At 61.1% G+C, this 22,642-nt stretch carries 20 protein-coding genes; 6 read left to right on the forward strand and 14 right to left on the reverse strand.

The genetic code is table 11. The features are described from left to right. Window positions 1-19 precede the first annotated feature (19 nt). From hflX to CFE47_RS24360, 7 genes are all read right to left on the reverse strand, one after another. Window positions 20-1,321, reverse strand: coding sequence for a ribosome rescue GTPase HflX (hflX, locus tag CFE47_RS24330; protein WP_185705091.1), 1,302 nt, complete (start codon window positions 1,319-1,321; stop codon window positions 20-22). Window positions 1,322-1,333: 12 nt separating this feature from the next. After that, window positions 1,334-1,594, reverse strand: coding sequence for an RNA chaperone Hfq (gene hfq / locus CFE47_RS24335; protein WP_071482778.1), 261 nt, complete (start codon window positions 1,592-1,594; stop codon window positions 1,334-1,336). A 94-nt stretch (window positions 1,595-1,688) separates the two neighbouring features. Beyond that, window positions 1,689-2,660 carry a tRNA (adenosine(37)-N6)-dimethylallyltransferase MiaA gene (miaA, locus tag CFE47_RS24340; RefSeq protein ID WP_286840982.1) on the reverse strand — a complete coding sequence of 324 codons (972 nt, stop codon included), beginning with the start codon at window positions 2,658-2,660 and terminating at the stop codon, window positions 1,689-1,691. Then, entirely contained in the window at window positions 2,660-4,573 is a 1,914-nt protein-coding gene (mutL, locus tag CFE47_RS24345; protein WP_502695507.1) for a DNA mismatch repair endonuclease MutL, read from the reverse strand. Before mutL ends, miaA begins: the two co-directional genes overlap by 1 nt. Next, window positions 4,573-6,000 (reverse strand): N-acetylmuramoyl-L-alanine amidase, encoded by a 1,428-nt coding sequence (locus CFE47_RS24350; protein WP_286840983.1) that lies wholly within the window; start codon window positions 5,998-6,000, stop codon window positions 4,573-4,575. The genes mutL and CFE47_RS24350 overlap by 1 nt, the downstream gene beginning before the upstream one ends. Before the next feature lie 15 nt (window positions 6,001-6,015). Then, window positions 6,016-6,486: a tRNA (adenosine(37)-N6)-threonylcarbamoyltransferase complex ATPase subunit type 1 TsaE gene (gene tsaE, locus CFE47_RS24355; protein WP_286840984.1), complete on the reverse strand. Its 471-nt coding sequence runs from the start codon at window positions 6,484-6,486 to the stop codon at window positions 6,016-6,018. Next, window positions 6,474-7,334, reverse strand: a complete 861-nt coding sequence (locus CFE47_RS24360; protein WP_286840985.1) for an NAD(P)H-hydrate dehydratase — start codon at window positions 7,332-7,334, stop codon at window positions 6,474-6,476. The genes tsaE and CFE47_RS24360 overlap by 13 nt, the downstream gene beginning before the upstream one ends. A 63-nt stretch (window positions 7,335-7,397) precedes the next feature. Here CFE47_RS24360 and queG point away from each other — a divergent pair, with 63 nt between their 5' ends. Continuing rightward, the gene (gene queG, locus CFE47_RS24365) at window positions 7,398-8,462 is read left to right on the forward strand and encodes a tRNA epoxyqueuosine(34) reductase QueG (RefSeq protein WP_286840987.1); all 1,065 of its coding nucleotides are present in this window, start codon (window positions 7,398-7,400) and stop codon (window positions 8,460-8,462) included. On the opposite strand, the gene CFE47_RS24370 is transcribed toward queG, so the two are convergent. Further along, on the reverse strand, window positions 8,459-9,076 hold the full coding sequence (locus CFE47_RS24370; RefSeq protein ID WP_286841079.1) for a trimeric intracellular cation channel family protein: 618 nt from the start codon (window positions 9,074-9,076) through the stop codon (window positions 8,459-8,461). The genes queG and CFE47_RS24370 overlap by 4 nt on opposite strands. Window positions 9,077-9,268: 192 nt before the next feature. After that, on the reverse strand, window positions 9,269-9,811 hold the full coding sequence (gene orn / locus CFE47_RS24375; protein ID WP_003171343.1) for an oligoribonuclease: 543 nt from the start codon (window positions 9,809-9,811) through the stop codon (window positions 9,269-9,271). A 108-nt stretch (window positions 9,812-9,919) separates the two neighbouring features. Between orn and rsgA the strand changes: the two genes are divergently transcribed. Beyond that, window positions 9,920-10,951: a small ribosomal subunit biogenesis GTPase RsgA gene (rsgA, locus tag CFE47_RS24380; RefSeq protein ID WP_033898469.1), complete on the forward strand. Its 1,032-nt coding sequence runs from the start codon at window positions 9,920-9,922 to the stop codon at window positions 10,949-10,951. An 87-nt stretch (window positions 10,952-11,038) separates the two neighbouring features. Here the strand turns inward: rsgA and motB are convergent, their stop codons facing one another. Continuing rightward, window positions 11,039-12,055 carry a flagellar motor protein MotB gene (gene motB / locus CFE47_RS24385; protein WP_286840990.1) on the reverse strand — a complete coding sequence of 339 codons (1,017 nt, stop codon included), beginning with the start codon at window positions 12,053-12,055 and terminating at the stop codon, window positions 11,039-11,041. A 3-nt stretch (window positions 12,056-12,058) separates the two neighbouring features. After that, window positions 12,059-12,910, reverse strand: a complete 852-nt coding sequence (gene motA, locus CFE47_RS24390; RefSeq protein ID WP_010213623.1) for a flagellar motor stator protein MotA — start codon at window positions 12,908-12,910, stop codon at window positions 12,059-12,061. 167 nt (window positions 12,911-13,077) lie between these two features. Here motA and CFE47_RS24395 point away from each other — a divergent pair, with 167 nt between their 5' ends. From CFE47_RS24395 to asd, 3 genes are read left to right on the forward strand one after another with little or no spacing between them, the layout of a single operon-like run. Next, a complete protein-coding gene (locus CFE47_RS24395; protein ID WP_286840993.1) occupies window positions 13,078-14,613 on the forward strand; it encodes an HDOD domain-containing protein in 1,536 nt (511 codons plus the stop codon). Between the two features lie 57 nt (window positions 14,614-14,670). Continuing rightward, window positions 14,671-15,486: a rhodanese-like domain-containing protein gene (locus tag CFE47_RS24400; RefSeq protein WP_286840995.1), complete on the forward strand. Its 816-nt coding sequence runs from the start codon at window positions 14,671-14,673 to the stop codon at window positions 15,484-15,486. A 17-nt stretch (window positions 15,487-15,503) separates the two neighbouring features. Next, on the forward strand, window positions 15,504-16,364 hold the full coding sequence (gene asd, locus CFE47_RS24405; RefSeq protein WP_286840997.1) for an archaetidylserine decarboxylase: 861 nt from the start codon (window positions 15,504-15,506) through the stop codon (window positions 16,362-16,364). Between the two features lie 137 nt (window positions 16,365-16,501). Here the strand turns inward: asd and serB are convergent, their stop codons facing one another. Beyond that, window positions 16,502-17,716, reverse strand: coding sequence for a phosphoserine phosphatase SerB (gene serB / locus CFE47_RS24410; RefSeq protein ID WP_185705069.1), 1,215 nt, complete (start codon window positions 17,714-17,716; stop codon window positions 16,502-16,504). 133 nt (window positions 17,717-17,849) lie between these two features. Here serB and CFE47_RS24415 point away from each other — a divergent pair, with 133 nt between their 5' ends. Further along, window positions 17,850-19,388, forward strand: a complete 1,539-nt coding sequence (locus tag CFE47_RS24415; protein WP_286840999.1) for an AhpA/YtjB family protein — start codon at window positions 17,850-17,852, stop codon at window positions 19,386-19,388. A gap of 75 nt (window positions 19,389-19,463) precedes the next feature. Here CFE47_RS24415 and CFE47_RS24420 read toward each other — a convergent pair whose 3' ends face one another. Together CFE47_RS24420 and parC are read right to left on the reverse strand one after the other, a co-directional pair. Beyond that, a complete protein-coding gene (locus tag CFE47_RS24420; RefSeq protein ID WP_185705063.1) occupies window positions 19,464-20,171 on the reverse strand; it encodes a PqiC family protein in 708 nt (235 codons plus the stop codon). 176 nt (window positions 20,172-20,347) lie between these two features. Beyond that, window positions 20,348-22,612, reverse strand: a complete 2,265-nt coding sequence (parC, locus tag CFE47_RS24425; protein ID WP_038844463.1) for a DNA topoisomerase IV subunit A — start codon at window positions 22,610-22,612, stop codon at window positions 20,348-20,350. Window positions 22,613-22,642: the final 30 nt, after the last annotated feature.

Consider the following 22,642-nt stretch of genomic DNA (forward strand, 5'->3'; position numbering starts at 1 on the left):
CAACCGCTTTCGGAGGCTTTTATTGCAAAGTGTGTTGTTCGATGAACTCTGTCGGTACAACGCCTTCGCGGCTAACCAGCCGATTCAGCTCCGAGCGCGGCAATCGAACGGCCAGCAAGCTGACACCTTCTTCGTCGTGTTCTTCTTTCTGTACCGCGCCTAACTCGAAAAACTGTGCACGCAGTCGAGCAAAACGCTGGGGCAAGCGCAAGGTGCCGACGAACAAATCGCTGCCAAGCAACTCGGCAATGGCTTGTTCAAGCAGCTCCAAACCACTGCCATCACGCGCCGACAACCAGACCCGCTGGGGCTTGCCGTTCTCGTCGCGCTGGATTTGTGGCTCAACGCCTTCAAGCAAATCGAGTTTGTTATAGACCTCGAGGATCGGCAAGTCCTGGGCACCAATCTCGCCCAGCACCAGCATCACCTGTTCAATCTGCAACATGCGATCCGGTTCGGCCGCATCGATCACGTGCAACAGCAGGTCGGAATTGCTCGACTCTTCGAGCGTAGACCGAAATGCCTCGACCAGCTTGTGCGGCAAGTGACGAATGAAGCCCACGGTGTCGGCCAGCACTATCGGCCCCAGATCGGCCAGGTCCAGGCGGCGCAAGGTCGGATCGAGGGTGGCGAACAGTTGGTCGGCCGCGTACACGTCGGACTTGGTCACGTTGTTGAACAGCGTGGATTTGCCGGCGTTGGTATAGCCCACCAGGGACACGGTCGGGATATCCGCGCGGGAACGGCCACGTCGCGATTGCTCACGCTGGCTGCGGACTTTTTCCAGGCGACCCTTGATCTGGCGCAGGCGAACCCGCAGCAGGCGACGGTCGGTTTCAAGCTGGGTTTCACCCGGACCACGCATGCCGATACCGCCACCCTGACGTTCAAGGTGAGTCCAGCCGCGGACCAGCCGGGTGCTCATATGGTCAAGCTGGGCCAGTTCGACCTGGAGCTTGCCTTCATGGGTACGGGCGCGCTGGGCGAAAATATCGAGAATCAGGCCGGTACGGTCGATCACGCGACACTCGAAAACACGTTCGAGGTTACGTTCCTGACTGGGCGTGAGGATGTGATTGAAGATCACCAGATCGGCTTCTTCGGCGTGGACCAGGTCGCGAAGCTCCTCGACCTTGCCGCTGCCAATCAGGAATTTGGCGGTTGGCCGATGACGCGGTACGTTAAAAAACGCAACGGTCTCGGCGCCGGCCGAATTTGCCAACTCCTGAAACTCCTGCGGATCTTCGCGCGCCTCAGGGTCCTGTCCATCCAAGTGAACGAGGATCACTCGCTCACCACCACCGTGGCGCTCAAAGAACAAAGGAGACTCCTATCAGGCGTTACCTGGCTCAGCGTCACCCACTTCGTCACCGGCTGCGCTAGGCAGGCGAATCGGACGAACTGGAACCACTGTCGAGATAGCGTGCTTGTAAACCATCTGGCTGACGGTGTTTTTCAGCAGGATCACGAACTGGTCGAACGACTCAATCGTGCCTTGCAGCTTGATACCGTTGACCAGGTAGATGGAAACCCCCACTTTCTCTTTACGTAAAGTATTCAAGTAAGGGTCTTGTAGCGAATGCCCTTTTGACATGTGCCGCACTCCTTTAAGGATCAATAATAAAAAATCGGAAAATAGATAGCTTATGGCCGTCACACCCCCAAGGATAGACGGCAATTGCAAGGACTCAGCTCAATATGGAGACCGTTCCCAAGTATTTCAAGGCGCGTGACAGATTGTCGCTGTCCAGGCTGTCCAACCAGTGCAAATCGCTCCAGCTGCGCAGCCAGGTGAACTGGCGCTTCGCCAATTGGCGCGTGGCGATGATGCCGCGCTCCTGCATCTCGGCTGACGACAGCTTGCCATCCAGATGATCCCAGACTTGGCGATAGCCTACAGCACGTATCGAAGGCAACCCTGGGTGCAGGTCACCTCTGGAACGCAGTGCTACGACCTCGTCCACGAACCCCTGTTCCAACATAATTGTGAATCTTTGTGCAATTCGGTCATGCAGCACCTGGCGATTTGCCGGGGCAATGGCCAGATTCGCCACAGTATAGGGCAATTGTGACTGTCCAGATGCGCCTGCGTCGGCACTTTGCGCAGTTTGTTTCAGCCTATGTTCAGTCATCGTCTGGCCACTTACACGCCAGACTTCCAACGCGCGCGTGAGGCGTTGAGGGTCATTGGGATGAATTCGCGCGGCCGACACCGGGTCCACGGCGGCCAACTGGTCGTGCAGGGCTTGCCAGCCAAGGCGCGCAGCCTCTTCTTCAAGCTCGGCGCGCACCTGCGCATCGGCTGGCGGCATGTCCGCCAGACCTTCCTGCAAAGCCTTGTAATAGAGCATCGTACCGCCCACCAGCAGCGGAATATTGCCGCGTGCGGTGATCTCCGCCATGGCGGCCAGCGCATGGGTACGGAAATCGGCGGCCGAATAGCTCTCGGACGGGTCGATGATATCGATCAGCTTGTGCGGATATTGCGCCAACAGTGCTTTGGAAGGCTTGGCCGTACCGATATCCATGCCCCGGTAAACCAGGGCAGAGTCGACACTGATCAGCTCGCACGGCAACACCTTGGTCAGCTCGATGGCCAAGTCGGTCTTGCCAGCGGCCGTAGGGCCCATCAACAAAATCGCGGGGGGCAAGGCACTCATCAGCGACCGCGCAAGAACAGTTTGTCCAGATCGTCCAGGCCCATCTGGGTCCAGGTCGGTCGGCCATGGTTGCATTGACCGCTGCGTTCGGTGTTTTCCATGTCGCGCAGCAGGCCATTCATTTCTGGCAGGGCCAGGCGGCGGTTGGCGCGAATAGCACCGTGGCAGGCCATGGTGCCGAGCAGTTCGTTGATATGGGCCTGGATGCGGTCGCTGGTGCCGTACTCCATGAGGTCCGCCAGCACGTCGGCGACTAAGCGGTTGGCCTCGGCCTGCTTGAGCAGCGCAGGGATCTGGCGGATGGCCAGGGTTTCCGGGCCCAAACGCTGCAGCTCAAAGCCCAGTTTCTGGAACACGCTGACATGTTCTTCAGCGCAATCGGCTTCACGCTGGCTCACCGCCAAAGACTCCGGCACCAACAGTGGCTGGCCGCTGAGGCCTTCGCTGGCCATGGCGATTTTCAAACGCTCATACATAATCCGCTCGTGGGCGGCGTGCATGTCTACCAGCACCAGGCCGTGGGCGTTTTCCGCGAGGATGTAGATACCCTTGAGCTGCGCCAGCGCGTAACCCAGGGGCGGAATGTCCCCTCCGCCCTCCGGCAACGCCACGGCACCCGGCTGGGCACCTGGCAGCGGCGCGAAAAACTCGCGATAGGCCGCCTGGGCCTCCGCCACCGGAACCGCCGATTGCGGGCGCGGTGTGTATTGATACTGGTAACCGGCCCCCGAGCCCGAACCCGGCGCTGTATAAACAGGCTGTGGCTGCGGCGACTGCAACAGGTTGCCCGCAAGGCTCATCTCGCCCTGAGGCCCAAACTCGCCAGCCTCCGGGCCACTTGGCCGCACCACTGCCGTCACAATCGGCGCAGACAGCTGGTCATCCGGACGCACATCGCCCAAGGCGCGGTGCAAGGTGCCGTAGAGGAAGTCGTGGACCATGCGCCCATCACGGAAGCGCACCTCATGCTTGGTCGGGTGTACGTTGACGTCGACCACCGACGGGTCAACCTCGAAGAACAGCACGAACGTGGGATGACGCCCGTTGAACAGCACATCGCGATACGCCTGGCGTACCGCGTGGGCCACCAGTTTGTCGCGCACCGCACGGCCATTCACAAAGAAGTATTGCAAGTCCGCTTGGCTGCGGGAGAAGGTCGGCAAACCAACCCAACCCCATAAACGCAGGCCATTGCGTTCGATTTCAATAGGCAGCGCCTGCTCCAGGAACCCCGAGCCGCAGATAGCCGAGACACGGCGCGCCCGCGCGGCATCATCATGGGCCTCGTGCAGGCTGAGGATGGTCTTGCCGTTGTGACGCAGATGAAACGCCACGTCAAAACGCGCCAAGGCCAGGCGCTTGATGACTTCTTGCAGGTGATCGAATTCGGTTTTTTCGGCTTTGAGGAATTTGCGCCGTGCCGGGGTGTTGAAGAACAGGTCGCGCACTTCCACCGAAGTGCCCACCGGATGGGCGGCCGGCTGCACACGAGGCGCCATGTCGCGACCTTCGGTTTCCACCTGCCAGGCCTGTTCGGCGCTGCGGGTGCGGGAGGTAAGAGTCAGGCGTGCCACGGAGCTGATCGAGGCCAGGGCCTCACCGCGAAAGCCCAGGCTCATTACCCGCTCAAGGTCTTCCAGGTCGCGAATCTTGCTGGTGGCGTGACGGGCCAACGCCAGCGGCAGGTCATCGGAGGAGATGCCGCTGCCGTCGTCACGTACCCGCAGCAGCTTGACGCCGCCCTGCTCCACATCCACGTCAATGCGCTTGGCGCCGGAGTCGATGCTGTTTTCCAGCAACTCCTTGATCACCGATGCCGGACGCTCAACCACCTCGCCTGCAGCGATCTGGTTGGCAAGGCGCGGGCTGAGCAGCTCGATGCGCGAGCCGTTGTTCAATACGGATTCGCTCATTACTGCGCCGCCAGTTCAGTGCCAGGGATGGTCAGCACCTGACCCACTTTCAACTCATCGGTTTTCAAGTTGTTGGCACTGCGCAAGGTAGCCGCCGAGACCTGGAAACGCACCGCCAGCATGGCCAGTGTGTCGCCGGGCTGCACGCGATGGTCACGCGGGCCCTGGGCAATCTTGCCGGAGTCGCGCAACCAGGCGATATATGTACCCGGCGGCGGGTTCTGCTGGAAGAACTGCCGGACCCCGGCGCTGATGGAGCGCGCCAGCGCCTGCTGGTGGCTGGCACTGGCCAGCTTGGACGCTTCGTTGGCGTTGGAAATAAACCCGGTTTCCACCAGGATCGACGGGATATCCGGCGACTTCAACACCATGAACCCGGCCTGTTCCACACGCTGTTTGTGCAGCGAGGTCACGCGACCGATATTGCTCAGGACCTTCTGGCCCACGTTGAGGCTGGAGGTCAGCGAAGCGGTCATCGACAGGTCGAGCAGTACGCCAGCCAGCATCTTGTCCTTGTCATCGAGCGATACGTTGCCGGCCCCGCCGATCAAGTCGGAACGGTTTTCGCTGTCGGCCAACCAACGAGCGGTCTCGGAGGTGGCACCGCGATCCGACAGGGCAAACACCGAGGCACCAAATGCAGCGGTGGACGGTGCCGCGTCGGCGTGGATCGATACGAACAGGTCGGCGCCCTTCTTCCGGGCGATTTCGGTACGGCCGCGTAACGGGATGAAGTAGTCGCCGGTACGCGTCAACTCAGCGCGATAGCCTTTCATGGCGTTGACCTGGCGCTGCAGCTCACGGGCAATCGCCAGCACCACGTCTTTTTCGTGCTGGCCACGGGAGCCGGAGGCACCTGGGTCTTCACCGCCGTGGCCGGCGTCGATCACCACAATAATGTCGCGTTTGCCCGCTGGTGCCGGCGGCAGTGGAGGCAACTTAACCTGCGGTTGCGACGTGCTGACCGGTACCGCAGGCACCGTCGCGACGCTTGGCGGCGATGGTGGTGCAGGCGGCGGGTTGGCATCGGCGGCGTTGTCAAACAAGTCGACCACCAGGCGGTTGCCGTACTGGGCGTTCGGCGCCAGCACAAAGCTTTTCGGGGTCACGGTCTTTTTCAGGTCGATCACGACGCGCAGGTCGGTCGGCGTACGTTGGGCCGAGCGCATGGCGGTAATCGGCGTGTTGGCGGTGGACACTTTAAGCGGCGCGGCCAGGGTCGCACCGTTGATGTCGATCACCAGGCGATCAGGCGCCGTCAGGGTAAAGACGCTGTGCTGGACCGGGCCAGACAGGTCGAACACCAGTCGCGTGTTATCCGGCGCTCGCCACAGGCGAACACTCTTCACCTGTGAAGCAGCCAGAGCATTGACAGTCATTGCCGCAAGCAACACCCCTACGACAGCAACCAACGCGCGAAAGCGCATACCTAACCCCACCAATTATTTGAATTCCAATGCCAAAGCGGCGCACCACGACTGGCCTCGCGCGCCCTGGGGCAACAACTTCAGCTGACGTCCTGATTCATGCGGCGTAATGGTAATGGTCAGGTCCGGCTTTGGCAAAAAGCCTGTGCCTTTATCTGGCCACTCGATCAGGCACAACGCATCTTCATCGAAGTAATCACGGATGCCCATGTACTCCAGCTCTTCGGGGTCTACCAGGCGATAGAGGTCGAAGTGAAAGGCGCGAACGCCGCCAATCTCGTAGGGTTCTACCAGGGTAAACGTCGGGCTTTTTACCGCGCCTGTGTGGCCCAATCCGCGAATGATTCCCCGGGACAACGTGGTCTTGCCCGCCCCCAGGTCACCTTCGAGAAAGATCAGCCCCGTTCCGGCCGTGACCTGAGCAATGCGATGACCGAACGCCACCATGGCCTCTTCATCGGCCAGGAATAGGATTACTTCAGGCACGGCGACTGCTCCTCCAACAATTGACGAATGGCAGGTATCAGGTCACTGGCCGCCAGCCCGCGACCAAAGGTGCCCTGGCGATCCCCGGCGGTGGCGTGCAACCACACGGCCAGGCAACTGGCCTCGTAAGCCGGCATGCCTTGGGCGAGCAAGGCACCCACCAGGCCGGCCAGGACATCCCCCAGACCTGCCGTTGCCATCGCCGGATGGCCTTGGTCGCATCGCGAAACACGCCCGTCCGGGCTGGCAATCAAACTGCCAGCACCCTTGAGGATAGCCACTGCATTGAATTTTTGGCTGATCGCGCGCGCCACCTTAAGGCGATCGGCCTGAACTTCGGCTGTCGAGATGCCCATCAAACGGGCGGCCTCACCTGGATGCGGCGTAATCACCGAGTTGGCCGGCAGGCTGATACCGCCCTTGGCCAGTTGATTCAGCGCGTCGGCATCCCACACTTGCGGCTGCCCGGCGTTGGCGGCAGCGGATAACAGGCTTTTGCCCCACGAGGCCTCACCGAGCCCCGGACCGATGACAATCACCGATATTTTTTCGAGCAACCCCATCAACTGGTTGGCCGAGCTCACGCCCACGGTCATGACCTCTGGCAAACGGGCCAGCGCAGGTGGCACATGCTCAACGCGCGTCGCCAGGGAAACCATGCCGGCCCCACTGCGCAAGGCGCTCTCGGCGCTCAGCAGCGCGGCGCCGCCAAAGCCGCGATCACCGCCGATGACCAATAGATGGCCGAACTGGCCTTTGTGAGCGTCCGGGGAACGGGCAACCAGCTGCGGCAAATGACCGTGCAGCAACGGTTGAACGTCGGGAATTTCGTGTTTTGTCTGCGGCATGCGTCTTCAAGCTCCGATGTCTGGCAGAATTATACGCATCTAACCTGTGGTTTCCCGTGTCTCATGCCTGCTATTACGTCCGATCTGCCCACCCTCGCCCAATCGATCAAAGACTGGGGTCGCGAACTGGGCTTTCAACAAGTCGGCATCAGCGGCCTGGACCTGGCCGAGCATGAACAGCACTTGCAACGCTGGCTCGACGCGGGCTACCACGGCGAGATGGAATACATGGGCGCCCACGGCAGCAAACGTTCGCACCCGGACGAGCTGGTGCCCGGCACCTTGCGCGTGGTCTCGCTACGCATGGACTACCTCCCGGGTGACACGCAAATGGCCCAGTTGCTGGCCAAACCGGAGAAGGCCTACATCTCGCGCTACGCCCTGGGCCGCGACTATCACAAACTGATCCGCAAGCGCGTGCAGCAACTGGCCGACCGCATCCAGGCACAGATCGGCCCATTCGGCTTTCGCGCGTTTGTCGACAGCGCACCGGTGCTGGAAAAAGCCATCGCCGAACAGGCCGGCCTGGGCTGGATCGGCAAAAATACCCTGGTGCTCAATCGCAAGGCTGGCAGCTATTTCTTTTTGAGTGAGCTGTTTGTCGACTTGCCACTGCCAGTGGACGCCCCCCACAGCACCGAACACTGCGGCCGCTGCACCGCGTGCCTGGACATCTGCCCCACCAATGCCTTCGTCGGCCCGTATGTGCTGGACGCCCGGCGCTGCATTTCGTACCTGACCATCGAGCTCAAGAGCGCGATCCCGGAAGACTTGCGCCCACTCATCGGCAACCGGGTGTTCGGCTGCGATGACTGTCAGATCGTGTGCCCGTGGAATCGTTTCGCTCGCGCTACCGCCGAAAGCGATTTCAAGCCACGGCACAACTTGGACAACGCCGAGCTGGCCGAGCTGTTCATGTGGGACGAAGATAAATTCCTCAGCAGCACCGAGGGCTCGCCCCTGCGTCGCGCCGGTTATGAGCGCTGGCTGCGCAACCTGGCAGTCGGTTTGGGCAACGCGCCGTCAAGCATCCCCGTGCTGGAAGCCTTGAAGGCGCGTAGGGATTACCCTTCTGAACTGGTACGCGAACACGTCGAGTGGGCACTGAACCAACACGCCACTCGCTAGTGCACGTCGTCGTTGTAGACGAACTTGGGCATTTCCAAGTGAAAGCGGATCGCCAGCAGACGCAATAGAAAGCCGCTGAACAGGGTCAGCAGAATCGATTGTTCACTGGGCAATTCGAGGTAGAGACACAACATGTAGAACCAGGCGGCGAGGAACGACACGCTGGCGTAAAGCTCACGGCGGAAGATCAGCGGAATGTCGTTGCAGAAGATATCCCGCAGGATGCCGCCAAATACCCCAGTGATCACCCCACTGACCGAAGCCACCAGCATGCCGTGGCCCATCTCTAGCGCGGTCATGCAGCCGATCAGGGTGAACGCCACCAGGCCCACGGCGTCGAGCGCCAGGAACAGCGAGCGCAAGCGGCGCATCAACGGGGCAATAAAGATCGTCACCAGCGCCGCGATAGAGGTCAACACCAGGTATTCCGGGTGTTTGACCCAGGTCAACGGGTAGTGCCCCAGCAGTACATCGCGCACCGAACCGCCGCCCAGCGCCGTCACGCAGGCGATCAGCACTACGCCAAACCAGTCCATACCGCGCCGCCCAGCGGACAGCGCGCCCGTCATGGCTTCGGCGGTGATGGCGATGAGGTAGAGCATCAACAGCATGATGGCGATCCTTGCGATTAGGCCGGCAGTCTAATCATTTGGTGAGGGCACCAAAAGGGGGCGCTAGGCGAAAGACCGAGTCGCGCCCTTCGCGAGCAAGCCCGCTCCCACACTTGACCGCGTTTATCCTGGCGAAACGCGGTCAAGTGTGGGAGCGGGCTTGCTCGCGAAGGCGTAAGGCCAGGCGCCGCTTAATCAAGCCTTGATGAAGTGCTTACGGTAATGCTGCAACTCGGCAATCGACTCGCGAATATCATCCAGCGCCAAGTGCGTACTGCCTTTATGGAAGCTGTCTTTGACTTCCGGCGCCCAACGCGCAGCCAACTCCTTGAGCGTGGACACATCCAGATTGCGGTAGTGGAAGTAGCTTTCCAGCCCTTTCATATGGGTATAGAGGAAGCGGCGATCCTGGCAGATGCTGTTACCACAGATCGGCGACTTGCCCTTTGGCACCCATTTCTCCAGGAAAGCGATGGTTTCGGCCTCGGCCTCGGCCATGCTGATACGGCTGTCACGCACGCGCTGGGTCAGGCCGGAATTACCGTGGGTGCGGGTGTTCCACTCATCCATGGTGGCGAGCACGGCGTCGCTGTGGTGGATGGCGATCACTGGACCTTCGGCCAAGGTATTGAGGTTGCTGTCGGTGACAATCGTGGCCATCTCGATGATGACGTCGGTGTCAGGGTTCAGACCGGTCATTTCCAGATCGATCCAAATCAGGTTCTGTGGGTTTTGCATGGCTTGATTCTCTTGGCACCTTGGCGTAGCTGCGCAGTTTAGCAGGCAGGGGCGTGCTAGACTCGCGACCGTTTTACCTAACCTTTGCATTATCGACACGGAACACCAATGGCCAAACGCCAGCTCAATCGTCGCCAAAACTGGCGCATCGAAAAGATTCAGGGTGAACGCGCCGCTCGCGCCGCCAAACGTGAATCCTCCGCCGTGGAAGCGCTTGAGGGCGGCGACCTGGGGCCTGAACAAACAGGCCTGGTGATCGCGCACTTTGGCGTGCAGGTTGAAGTCGAGGCGCTGGAAGGCGAACTCGCAGGCCAGGTGTTCCGCTGCCACTTGCGGGCCAACCTGCCTGCGCTGGTCACCGGCGACCAGGTGGTATGGCGCGCGGGTAACCAGGGCATCGGCGTGATCGTCGCCCAATTGCCGCGCACCACCGAACTGCGCCGCCCCGACAGCCGGGGCCAGCTCAAGCCGGTGGCGGCCAACGTCGACATGATCGTGATCGTGTTCGCGCCGCTGCCCGAGCCTCATGCCAACCTGATCGACCGCTACCTCGTGGCAGCCGAACATGCTGGCATTCGCCCGTTGTTGCTGCTGAACAAATTCGACCTGATCGACGAGCAGAACGCCCCGGCGCTCAACGCGTTGCTGGCGGTGTACCGCACCCTGGGTTACCCGGTGCTGGAGGTGTCGGCCCATCACGGTAATGGCATGGAACAACTGCAACAGCAGTTGGACGGGCGCATCAGCGTATTTGTCGGCCAGTCCGGCGTGGGCAAGTCCTCGCTGGTCAACAGCCTGCTACCGGAAGTCGAAACCCGCGTAGGCCCGCTGTCGGAACTGTCCGGCCAGGGCACTCACACCACCACCACCGCGCGGCTGTTTCACTTCCCCGGCGGCGGCGAGCTGATCGACTCCCCGGGCATTCGTGAATTCGGCCTCGGCCACGTCAGCCGCAGCGATGTGGAAGCGGGCTTTATCGAGTTCAACGACCTGATCGGCACCTGCCGCTTCCGCGACTGCAAACATGACCGCGAGCCGGGTTGTGCATTGCTCAAGGCCTTGGAAGATGGGCGCGTGCAGCAGCAACGGATGAACAGCTATCGGTCAATTATTGCGAGCTTGCCAGAGAGCAGTTACTGACTTACCCCGTGTAGGTGCGAGCAAGCTCGCTCCTACACAGTAGAAACAACAAGGCCGCGATGATCGCGGCCTTGTTGTATGTGCAGTTTAGGAACCCGTCTTAGGCGCCGTAGGATCTTTCATCCCACCATCATCAAACAGGTTCAGCTTCTGCCGCAGCTCATGAGCCGGCAGTGGTTCCTGGCCTGGCGGAATGGCGTTCGGGTCGGCTGGCACTTCACCTGGCGCACCTGCACCTGGGGTCGGTGCCGGCGGCGGTTGATCACCCTCGATGGCACGCTGGGCCTTTTTGGTCAGCACTACGATATCGATTCGACGGTTGACCGGGTTGTAAGGGTCCGCATGATCAAACAGCTGCGAGGACGCAAACCCCACCACCCGCGCCACTTGCGGATCAGGATAGCTGCCCGCTACCAGCGCGCGGCGTGCGGCGTTGGCGCGGTTGGCCGAGAGTTCCCAGTTGCCGAAGTCGCCCTGGCCCGCATAAGGCTTGGCGTCGGTGTGGCCACTGATGCTGATCTTGTTCGGCACCGCCTTGATGGTGTCGGCCATGGCCAGCAGGATGTCTTCGAAGTACGGCTTCAGGCGCGCACTGCCAGAATCGAACATCGGCCGGTTGGCGGCGTCGGTGATCTGGATGCGCAAGCCTTCAGGCGTGATTTCAAACGAAATCTGATCCTTGAACTTCAGCAGTTGCGGGTTTTCCTCGACCTTGGTCTGCAACTCTTGCAATAGCAGCTCCAGGCGTTCCTGCTCGACTTGCTCAGCCATGGCCTCGACGGTGTCGCGCTCGATCGGGATTTTTTCCTGGGGCGCTTCAGTCTTGATTTCCGGGTTGATGGTGCGCTCAGGCGACAACTGCGGCGAACCGCCGAGGTCGATCACAAAGGGTGTACCGCTCTCCGAGAAACCAATCGGGTCTTTGAAGTAGCCGGCGATGGCGATCTTCTGTTCCGGGGTGGCGGTGGACATCAGCCACAACACCAGGAAGAACGCCATCATCGCCGTCGCAAAGTCGGCGAAGGCGATTTTCCAGGCGCCACCATGGTGCCCCGCAGCGAAGCGCTTGACGCGCTTGATGATTATCGGCTGGTTGTTTTCCATGGCTTAGCGACCGCGAACCGCTTGTTCCAGCTCGGCGAAGCTTGGGCGATGTTTCGGGTACAACACTTTGCGACCGAACTCCACCGCCAACGACGGTGGCATGCCGGAAGCGGAGGCTACCAGGCTGGCCTTGATCGATTCGTACAGGTTGATTTCTTCCTTGGCGTCATGCGCCAGGGAGGTCGCCAGCGGACCAAAGAAGCCGTAGGCCGCGAGAATACCGAAGAAGGTACCCACCAGCGCCGCACCTACGTGCATACCGATGGCTGCCTGGTCGCCCTCACCGAGGGAGGCCATGGTCACCACGATACCGAGTACCGCCGCCACGATACCGAAGCCGGGCATGCCGTCGGCAATACCGGTTACGGCGTGAGACGGGTGTTCCAATTCTTCTTTAAGGCTGAACAGTTCCATGTCGAACAGGCCTTCCAGCTCATGGGGGGCCATGTTGCCGGAGGACATGATGCGCAGGTAGTCACAGATGTAGGCGGTCATGCGCTCATCTTTGAGCACGGCCGGGTACTTGGCGAAAATCGGGCTGGCGGCGGCGTCTTCAATGTCAGCCTCAATGGCCATCATGCCTTCGCGGCGGCTCTTATTGAGGATCTCGTAGACCAGGCCCAGCACCTCTAGATAGAAGGTGTGGGTGAAGCGCGAGCCGAACATGCCCAGCGACTTCTTGATCACGTGCATGGTCATGTAGCCGGGGTTCGCCTGCAGGAACGCACCCAGTGCCGCACCACCGATGATCATCACCTCGAAGGGCTGGATCAGCGCAGCAATTTTACCGTGGGACAGGACGTACCCGCCGAGCACGCTTGCGAAGACGACGATGATGCCGATAATTTTAGCCATAGGAGATGAGTACTTGCGCCGTCGGGTTCATGGACATATTTGGGGGAACTGAAAAACTCTTGTTCTACTTATCGGCAAAACTGCGCCAGACTATAGCCCGTTAAGGCGAAAAGCCAGTTCGGCCCGTTCCGGGCGTGTTGACCGCAAGTGATGATCGCGCCCCTACCATGGCTAATGAAACGACAGTCCCATCTGTAAGACCTTTCTCTCTCGCCGCTTGGATCAAGCGCCTGGACGATGTGTTGCTGCCTGTGCCCCAGGCCAGCCACGACCGCGTAAGCAGAGCCATCCGCGATAACCGCAGCTCATTACGAGATATTGCCGAGCTGATGCAAAACAGCCCGGCGCTGGTACTCAGTGTGATGCGTGAGGCCAATAGCCACACTCAAGGCAGCCTGGCGGAGCCAGCGGAAAACCTTGAAGTAGCGCTCAATCGACTAGGCCTAAAGCGGGCCGAAGAACTGCTGGCGCGCCTGCCCTCAGTGCCGGCCCAAGAAATTCCCGTAGCGCTGCGCCAGCTATTGCTGGTGAGCCAGCATGCCTCGCAGCAAGCCAACGGTTTGTTCGGCAGTCGCCTGGCGCGCCTGTGGCAAGACATTCACTGGGGCAGCCTCCTGTTCTTGTCGCCACTGTGGCCGATGGCGGTGGCCTATCCCAAGCTCCTCGAAGAGTGGGAATTGCGGGTTATCCACAAGGGCCAGTCGGCGCGCGAGGTCGAGCAAGAACTGTTCGGCGTACGCCTGCTAGATTTGTGCGTGGGCCTGACCGAGGCCTGGCACCTGCCGATCTGGGTATCCCAGGGCTATAACCTGCTGCTGAACGAACAGCGCCTGCTGGTCAAGGCGCTGCATATCGCCCGCGAAGACGATCCACTGCGCCACCAGCAATTGCTCGATGCCGAACCCAACCTGCGCCGCTGGCTGAACCAGCCCGCCAATACGGTGCTACTGGCAAACGGCTTGGCAATGTCAGCCCAAGAGTCCTGGACCTGCCCGCACACCGAACGCTGGCAATACCTGACCGCCCTGTACCTGCAACAGCCACTGGGTGAAGTGCAGCAACAGGTTCACCAGCAAGCCGTGACCAGCGCGCGCACCACCGTGATGCCCGACCTTTGGCACCCCGCGCTGTCGCTGATCTGGCCGTGGCATGTGCAAAAGATTCATCGCGGCCTGCTGCCTGCACCCCCGCCCACCGCCGAAGCCCTGGCCATCTGGCGCAAGCGCTGCACCGAGCTGCTGGTAGAACCCAGCCGCTTCGCCAACGCCATGCACCTGACTACCTGCGCCAAGGAAGCCTTGGTGGCCAGCGGCATGCAGCGGGTCATGCTGCTGATGACCGATCGCGCCCAGAGCACCTTGCGCGTGCATCAGGTCGACGGGCTGCCGAAGGACGCTGCCAACTTGAGCCTGGATGTGGTCAACAGCACGCTATTGCAGCGCTTGCTGGAAAAGTCCGCCCAAGTGCGCCTCAACCCGGACAATCACGCGCAGTTCTCCGCACTGCTGCCGCCGATCCTGCGCCGCCTGTTCAACGGCGAACACCTGCTGCTGCGTTCCCTGAGTTGCAACGGCAAAGTGGTGATGCTGATGGTGGCCGACCAAGGTGGCGGACCGTTCTCGGAAACCACCGTGCAGGCCTTCGGCAAAACCGCCCAATGCATCGAAAAAGCCCTGCACTGCTTTACCAACCGCAGCGCCTGATGCTTGCGCTACAATCGCGGTCCTTTATCGCCAACATTTGTGCCCAGGAGACCTCACATGCCTGACTTCTCTGGCTTGCCGCTGGTGATCGAATCCAGCGACCTCGTCGGTCGCCTCGATGCCGAACACCTGATTCTGGTGGACCTCACCAGTGCCGCCCGCTACGCCGAAGGGCATATCCCCGGCGCGCATTTCGTTGACCCCAAGCGCACCCAACTGGGCCAGCCGCCAGCCCCCGGCCTGCTGCCGCACAAGGCTGACCTTGAAAAACTCTTCGGCGAACTGGGCCACACCCCCGACGCGACCTACGTGGTCTACGACGACGAAGGTGGCGGCTGGGCCGGTCGCTTTATCTGGATGCTCGACGTGATCGGCCACCAGAAATACCACTACCTCGACGGCGGCCTGCTGGCCTGGCTGGAAGAAAAACACCCGGTCTCCACCGAGGTGCCCGTTCCTGTCGGTGGCCCGGTCAGCCTCACACTGCATGACGGCCCAACGGCTACCCGCGAATACCTGCAAAGCCGCCTCGGCGCTGCTGACTTGGGTATCTGGGACGCACGCGGCCCGCTGGAATATTCCGGTGAAAAGGTGCTCGCGGCCAAAGGCGGGCACATCCCCGGCGCCGTGAACTTCGAATGGACCGCTGGCATGGACAAGGCGCGCAACCTGCGCATCCGCCGTGACATGCCGCAGATCCTCGAAGACCTCGGGTTGACCAAAGACAAAGAAATCATCACCCACTGCCAGACTCACCACCGCTCTGGCTTCACCTACCTGGTGGCCAAGGCGCTCGGTTATCCGCGAGTCAAAGGTTATGCCGGTTCCTGGGGCGAATGGGGCAACCACCCCGACACCCCCGTTGAGATTTAAGGTTTAAAGGACAGTCAATGAAAAAGCAGTTGTTCATCCTCAGCCAGTACTTGCTGCCACACCACTTGCTGTCGCGCCTGGCCGGCTGCGTTGCCGAGTGCCGTGTGCGTTGGTTCAAGAACGCCTTCACCACGTGGTTCGCCAAGCGTTATCAAGTGGACATGTCCCAGGCCCTGGTTGAAGACGTGACCGCCTACGAGCACTTCAACGCGTTCTTCACCCGTGCCCTGAAAGACGGCGCCCGCCCGCTGGACCAAACCCCTGGCGCGGTGCTGAGCCCTGCCGATGGCGCGGTCAGCCAACTGGGCCCGATCGAACATGGTCGCGTGTTCCAGGCCAAGGGCCACAGTTTCAGCGTGCTGGAACTGCTGGGTGGCGATTCCGCCGTGGCAGCGCCGTTCATGGGCGGCGACTTCGCAACGGTTTACTTGTCGCCGAAGGACTACCACCGCGTGCACATGCCACTGGCCGGTACCCTGCGCGAGATGATCTACATTCCGGGGCGCATCTTCTCGGTGAACCAGACCACTGCGGAAAACGTACCGGAGCTGTTCGCACGCAATGAACGTGTGGCCTGCATTTTCGACACTGAACGCGGCCCGATGGCCGTGGTGTTGGTGGGTGCGATGATCGTCGCGTCGATTGAAACCGTGTGGGCTGGCTTGGTGACGCCGCCAAAACGTGAGCTGAAAACCTTCCGCTACGACGAAGCAGCGCGTGCGCCGATCCATTTGGAAAAAGGTGCGGAGCTGGGTCGCTTCAAGCTGGGTTCGACTGCGATTGTGCTGTTCGGGCCGGATCAGGTGAAGTGGGCTGAGGAGTTGGCGGCAGGCACTCCTGTGCAGATGGGCCAAGGCATCGCGGCACCTAAAGCCTGACCCCAAACAGAGTTGAAGCTGGAACCCTATCAATGTGGGAGCTGGCTTGCCTGCGATGCCGGTGGTGAATCCAACACCGCTATCGCAGGCAAGCCAGCTCCCACATTTTTGATCCCATTCCTACAGGGGAAGGAGAGTTACAGCTGACCGTCGCGGTCACGGAAGCCCAGCAAGTACAACACCCCATCCAACCCCAGCGTCGAAATCGCCTGCTTAGCCGACTGCTTCACCAACGGCTTGGCGCGGAACGCCACACCCAGCCCGGCAATCGCCAGCATTGGCAAGTCATTCGCCCCGTCGCCGACCGCAATGGTCTGCTCCAGGCGCAAACCTTCCTTATGGGCCAATTCCTTCAGCAAATCCGCCTTGCGTTGTGCGTCGACAATCGGCTCTACGGCCACACCGGTCACCTTGCCATCCACCACTTCCAGTTCGTTGGCGAACACATAGTCGATGCCTAGCTTGGCCTGCAATTGCTTGGCGAAGTAGGTGAAGCCGCCAGACAGGATGGCGGTCTTGTAGCCCAGGCGCTTGAGTTCGGCGAACAGGGTCTCGGCGCCTTCGGTCAGGCGCAGCGAGGCGCCGATGGAGTCCAGTACGCTGACGTCCAGCCCCTTGAGCAGCGCCAGGCGCTCCTTGAAGCTGGCGCGGAAGTCCAGCTCACCGGCCATGGCGCGCTCGGTAATCTCGGAGACTTGCTCGCCCACACCGGCGGCCTTGGCCAACTCGTCGATGACTTCGGCCTCGATCAGCGTGGAGTCCATGTCGAATACTGCCAGGCGGCGGTTACGACGGAACAGCGAATCTTCCTGGAAGGCGATGTCGACATTCAGCTCCTGGGCCACGCTGAGGAATTCGGCGCGCAGGGCCTGTGGGTCGGCCGGCTCGCCGCGCACGGAGAACTCGATGCAACCCTTGCCTTTGTCGGCTGGCGTGTCCAACGGCATGCGACCCGACAGACGGTCGATATGGTCGATATTCAAACCGTATTGCGCGGTAATCGAGCTGACTCGCTGCAACTGCTCGGCCGTGACCTTGCGGGTCAACAGCGTCACGATGTGGCGTTTCTTGCCTTGGCCGGCGACCCATTGCTGGTAATCGGCTTCGGACACCGGGGTGAACCGCACCTGTTGATCCAGCTTGTACGCCGTAAACAGGATGTCCTTGAGGACCGAGGACGCCTGTTCATTGCTCGGGATCTCGACCAGGATGCCGAACGACAGCGTGTCGTGGATCACCGCCTGGCCAATGTCGAGAATGTTCACACCACCTTGGGCCAGAACGCCGGTAATGGCGGCGGTGAGACCCGGGCGATCTTCACCGGTGATGTTAATCAGGACAATTTCGCGCAAGGCGCACCCCCAGGCTGGAAAAAAACCGCATTCTACCCACTTTCAGTGACCATCGGGCACAGCCAGCGCTTTGCCGGTTCTAGGGCTGTCGCTATACTGCGCGTCAACTTCACGGACCAAGAGCCGAGCGCAAGTGAACCGGCCCACGCCAGTAAAAACCGATAACTTCTTCCTGCTGATCTTCCGGGCACTGCGCCACCGCCGTGTACCGATCGCATTACGCATCGCCAGCCATAACGTGATCCTGGTCGCCTTGGCCCTGGTGATCTATGCCTGCGTGATGGGCTTGCAGTTCAAACAGGCCATGCACGAACAAGCCGACGCCCTGGGCGAGAGCCTGACCACGCAAACCGCCACCTCGGCGACCGAGCTGTTGGTGTCCAACGACATCCTCAGCCTCAACGTGCTGCTCAACAACCTGACCAAGAACCCGCTGGTGGCCCACGCCGCCATCTACAGCGTGGACAACCGGATCATGGCCGAAGCCGGGCAGCGCCCGAAGAACGGCCTGCTGGGTGAAGCGGAAGGGTTGTATCAGAGCAACATCACGTTCCAGGACGTGAAGGCCGGCCAACTGCGCATCAGCCTCGACATGCAGCAATTCCAGCAGCCGATGACCATCAGCCTGCAAAGCATGGGCATCCTCAGTGCGATCCTGCTGGCCTTGGCCCTGGCCTTGAGCCTGCGCCTGGGTCGGCATATCTCCACGCCGTTGATGCAATTGCGCATCTGGCTGCGGGACATCGACGAACACACCCCGGCCACCGACCGCCAGGATGAGATCGGCGACCTCGCCCGCCAGCTTCACGCCAGCTTTGCCCCAGAGCCTGTGGTGCGCGAGGCTGAGCCCGAGCCTGAATTCGACGACACCGACTACGGCGACGAACCCGAGTTTGAAGTGCGCGACCTGCGCGAGCCGGGTTTCGACGAAGCCCCACCTGTGGCGGGCCTCAAGCCTGCAACCCGCAAGGCGATCCAGGCCGAAGAAGACGAATTGGACGACGAAGACCCGTTCGCCGATTTGCGCGACACCTCGGACGGCAGCCCTGCCACCGCCCCCAAAGCCGCGCCGGTGCCGGTGAGGAACGCCGAGCCCCAGCACAGCGCCGTGCTGGCCGTGCAACTGGGCGCTCAGGACCAACTGCGCCGCCTGCCGCGCGCACGCCTGACCGAGTTGCTGGAGCGCTACCGTGACTGCCTCGACCAGGCCGCCTCGCTCTACCAGAGCGAACTGCACACCCTGAACGACGGCAGCACGCTGATGCTGTTCCACAGCGAAGACAGCGGCGAAGATTACCTGACCAACGCCATCTGCTGCGGCGAGCTATTGCGCGCCTTGGGCCATGCCCTGCAGATCGAAGTGGCGGACAGCGGCATCACCCTGCAACTGCAACTCGGCCTGACGGTGAGTGATGACCTGTTCGGCATGAGCCAGATCGACCTGCTGCTCACCGAGAGTGCACAGGACGCCCTGGCCCTGTCCCAGCACAGCCGCAACCTGTTGTTGGTGGAGCGCAAGATCAGTGAAGACTCGCTGATCCGCCAGCGCGCCCGTATCCGCCCGATCGCCAGCCCAGAGGGCGCAAGCTGTGTGGAGCGGTTGATGGAGCCTTATCCGTCGATGCTGGAACGACAGCTGGCACGGATGCACGAGACCCGCACAAAAAGTTAACTATGCGGGCTCGCTACACCCCCCAACAAAAAGGCCCGCTGAGTCAGCGGGCCTTTTTTGTATCTGCGGTTCGGCTTAGAACCTGAACACTTCCATATCCGTACGAATCGGCGTGGCCATTGGCATCTTCGGCTTCTGTGGCTCAGCCGGCTTGGCCTGGACCGGAGCCTGCTTGCGTGGCGCCTCGGCAATCGGCGGTTGGTTGGCCAATGGCTTGAGAGCTACCGACAACTGCTGCGCCAAGTGCTGCAACAACACGCCTTGGGCCTGGACCTGGGACGCGGTGGTGCCGGTGTGTTCTTCCTGCAAGTGCACGATGCGGTTATCGCGCACCTGGCCACGGCGGTCGATCAAGCGCCATTGCGCATCGAGGATCGCCGGCTGCGACGTGCCGGAGTCGAGCCGGGTAATGGTCAACAAGACCTGCACATCCGGTGTAAAACCCGCTGGCGCAGGCGACAGGACCACGCGCTGGCTGTCCAGTTGACCGGCCACCTGACGCAACATTAATTGGTTGATGTCGGACGATAAGCTGCCCGCCCAACGACCATCAGTGGAACCTTGCAGGCTGCCGTCGTTCTGACGTTGCAGCAGGGTTTCGCGTTGCAGGTAGTCAGCAACGACCACCGGACCCAGCAAGACAGCCATGCCAGCAGTTTGTGCTGGCTGAGCCGGACTTCCGCTGTCCAGCTGGTACAGCGACACCGGTTGGTGTGTGCTGCAACCCGCCAGCCCCAGAAGGCCAGCGAGCATAAAAATTAAAGGAAGGCGTGGAGCAGTCATCATCCCATCCAGGTGGCTGCCACAAGGCGAACCACAATGTAATACTAAAAATAACCTAAACACGCTCGGCCACGCCGGCGCTGGAAAGGCCATATCATCCGTGAATATGCGCCATGACTCCAGCGCCAAAGCGCCGATCTACGCGTTAAATCGTAGATCGGGGGCTCTAATACGCCTTAAACGGGCGTTTCCACTAACAAAGCATCTACCCGCTGGAAACCACGTGGCAATTTGTTACCACGTCGACCACGCTCGCCCTTGTAGTGTTCCAGGTCGTCCGGCCGCAGCGAGAGCGTGCGTTTACCGGCTTGCAGCACCAAGGTGGCGCCTTCTGGGATGACCGCAATGTCAGTCACATACTCCTCGCGACTGGCCACCCGCTCCCCGGGAATACCAATAATCTTGTTGCCCTTGCCTTTGCCCAACTGCGGCAGGTCGCTGATCTTGAACACCAGCAAGCGCCCTTCGGTGGTGACCGACGCCAGCCAGTTGCTCTCGCGGTCGTCTACCGGACGCGGCAAGATGACCTTGGCGTTATTCGGCAGGCTTAACAGCGCCTTGCCCGCCTTGTTCTTGGCCTGCAGGTCTTCGCCCTTGACCACAAAGCCGTAACCCGCATCAGAGGCAATCACGTACAGCGCGTCATCGTCCGGCAGCAGCACGCACTCGAAATTCGCCCCCGGAGGTGGCGTAAGGCGTCCGGTCAACGGCTCGCCCTGCCCCCGTGCGGAAGGCAAGGTGTGCGCCGGCACCGAATAGCTGCGCCCGGTGGAGTCGATAAACACTGCAAACTGATTGGAACGCCCGGCCGCAGCGGTTTTAAAGCCGTCGCCCGCCTTGTACGACAAGCCAGTGGCGTCAATATCATGCCCCTTGGCGGAACGAACCCAACCCTTTTCCGACAGAACGACGGTAATTTTCTCGTTTGGCAGCAGCTCGGTTTCTGTCAGCGCTTTCGCTTCCGCACGCTGGACGATCGGCGACCGACGGTCATCGCCGTAGGTTTCGGCGTCTTTGATCAGCTCACTGCGCACCAGCTTCTTGAGCTTGGCTTCGCTGCCCAACAGGGCTTGCAGCTTGGCTTGTTCCTTGAGCAGCGCGTCCTGTTCGTCACGCAGCTTCATTTCTTCCAGTCGCGCCAACTGACGCAAGCGGGTGTCGAGGATGTAGTCAGCCTGGATCTCGCTCAGTTCGAAACGCGCGATCAGCTCGGCTTTCGGGTGCTCGGCGGTGCGGATGATGTGGATCACTTCATCCAGGTTGAGGTAGGCGATCAACAAGCCGTCCAACAGGTGCAGGCGGCGCTCGACCTTGTCCAGCCGGAATTGCAGGCGGCGGCGTACGGTCTGCACGCGGAACTCCAGCCACTCCACCAGCAGGTTGCGCAGGTTTTTCAACTGCGGCTTGCCGTCCAGGCCAATAATGTTGACGTTGACCCGATAGCTCGACTCAAGGTCGGTACTGGCAAACAGATGCTGCATCAGCACTTCGTGGTCAACCCGGCTGTTGGTCGGGATGATCACGATGCGGCAGGGGTTTTCGTGGTCGGACTCGTCACGCAGGTCGGCGACTTGCGGCAATTTCGACGGCTTGGCCTGCATCAACGCGGCGATCTGCTCCAGCACCTTGGCGCCAGACACCTGGTGCGGCAGTGCGGTGACGATAATGTCGCCATCTTCAACGTGGTACACGGCGCGCATGCGCACCGAGCCCTTGCCGGTTTCGTACATTTTCAACAGGTCGGCGCGCGGCGTGATGATTTCCGCTTCAGTCGGGTAGTCCGGGCCCTGGATATGCTCGCAGAGCTGCTCCACCGTGGCCTTGGGCTCATCGAGCAAGCGCACGCAGGCCGTGGCGACTTCCCGCAGGTTGTGCGGCGGCACATCGGTGGCCATGCCCACGGCGATACCGGTGGTGCCATTGAGCAGGATATTCGGCAAACGTGCTGGCAATACCAGCGGTTCATCGAGGGTGCCGTCGAAGTTCGGGCCCCAGTCCGCAGTGCCCTGCCCCAATTCGCTCAACAAGACTTCCGAGTAACGCGACAGGCGCGCCTCGGTGTATCGCATGGCGGCGAAGGACTTGGGATCATCCGGCGCACCCCAGTTACCCTGGCCGTCCACCAGCGTGTAGCGGTAGCTGAACGGCTGCGCCATCAGCACCATGGCTTCGTAGCAGGCGGAGTCGCCGTGCGGGTGGAACTTACCGAGCACGTCACCGACGGTACGCGCCGACTTCTTGTGCTTGGAATCGGCGTCCAGGCCCAACTCACTCATGGCGTAGATGATGCGCCGCTGTACCGGTTTCAGACCGTCGCCGATATGCGGCAAGGCACGGTCCATGATCACGTACATGGAGTAGTTGAGGTAGGCATTTTCGGTGAAGTCAGCCAGCGACCGGCGTTCTACGCCATCTAAGCTGTCTGCGAGGATGTCACTCATGCGGGCCTCATCATTGTTTGGTAAGACGCA

Source organism: Pseudomonas sp. PGPPP1 (assembly GCF_002255865.1).
In the GTDB taxonomy this organism is placed as follows: Bacteria; Pseudomonadota; Gammaproteobacteria; order Pseudomonadales; family Pseudomonadaceae; genus Aquipseudomonas; species Aquipseudomonas cremoris.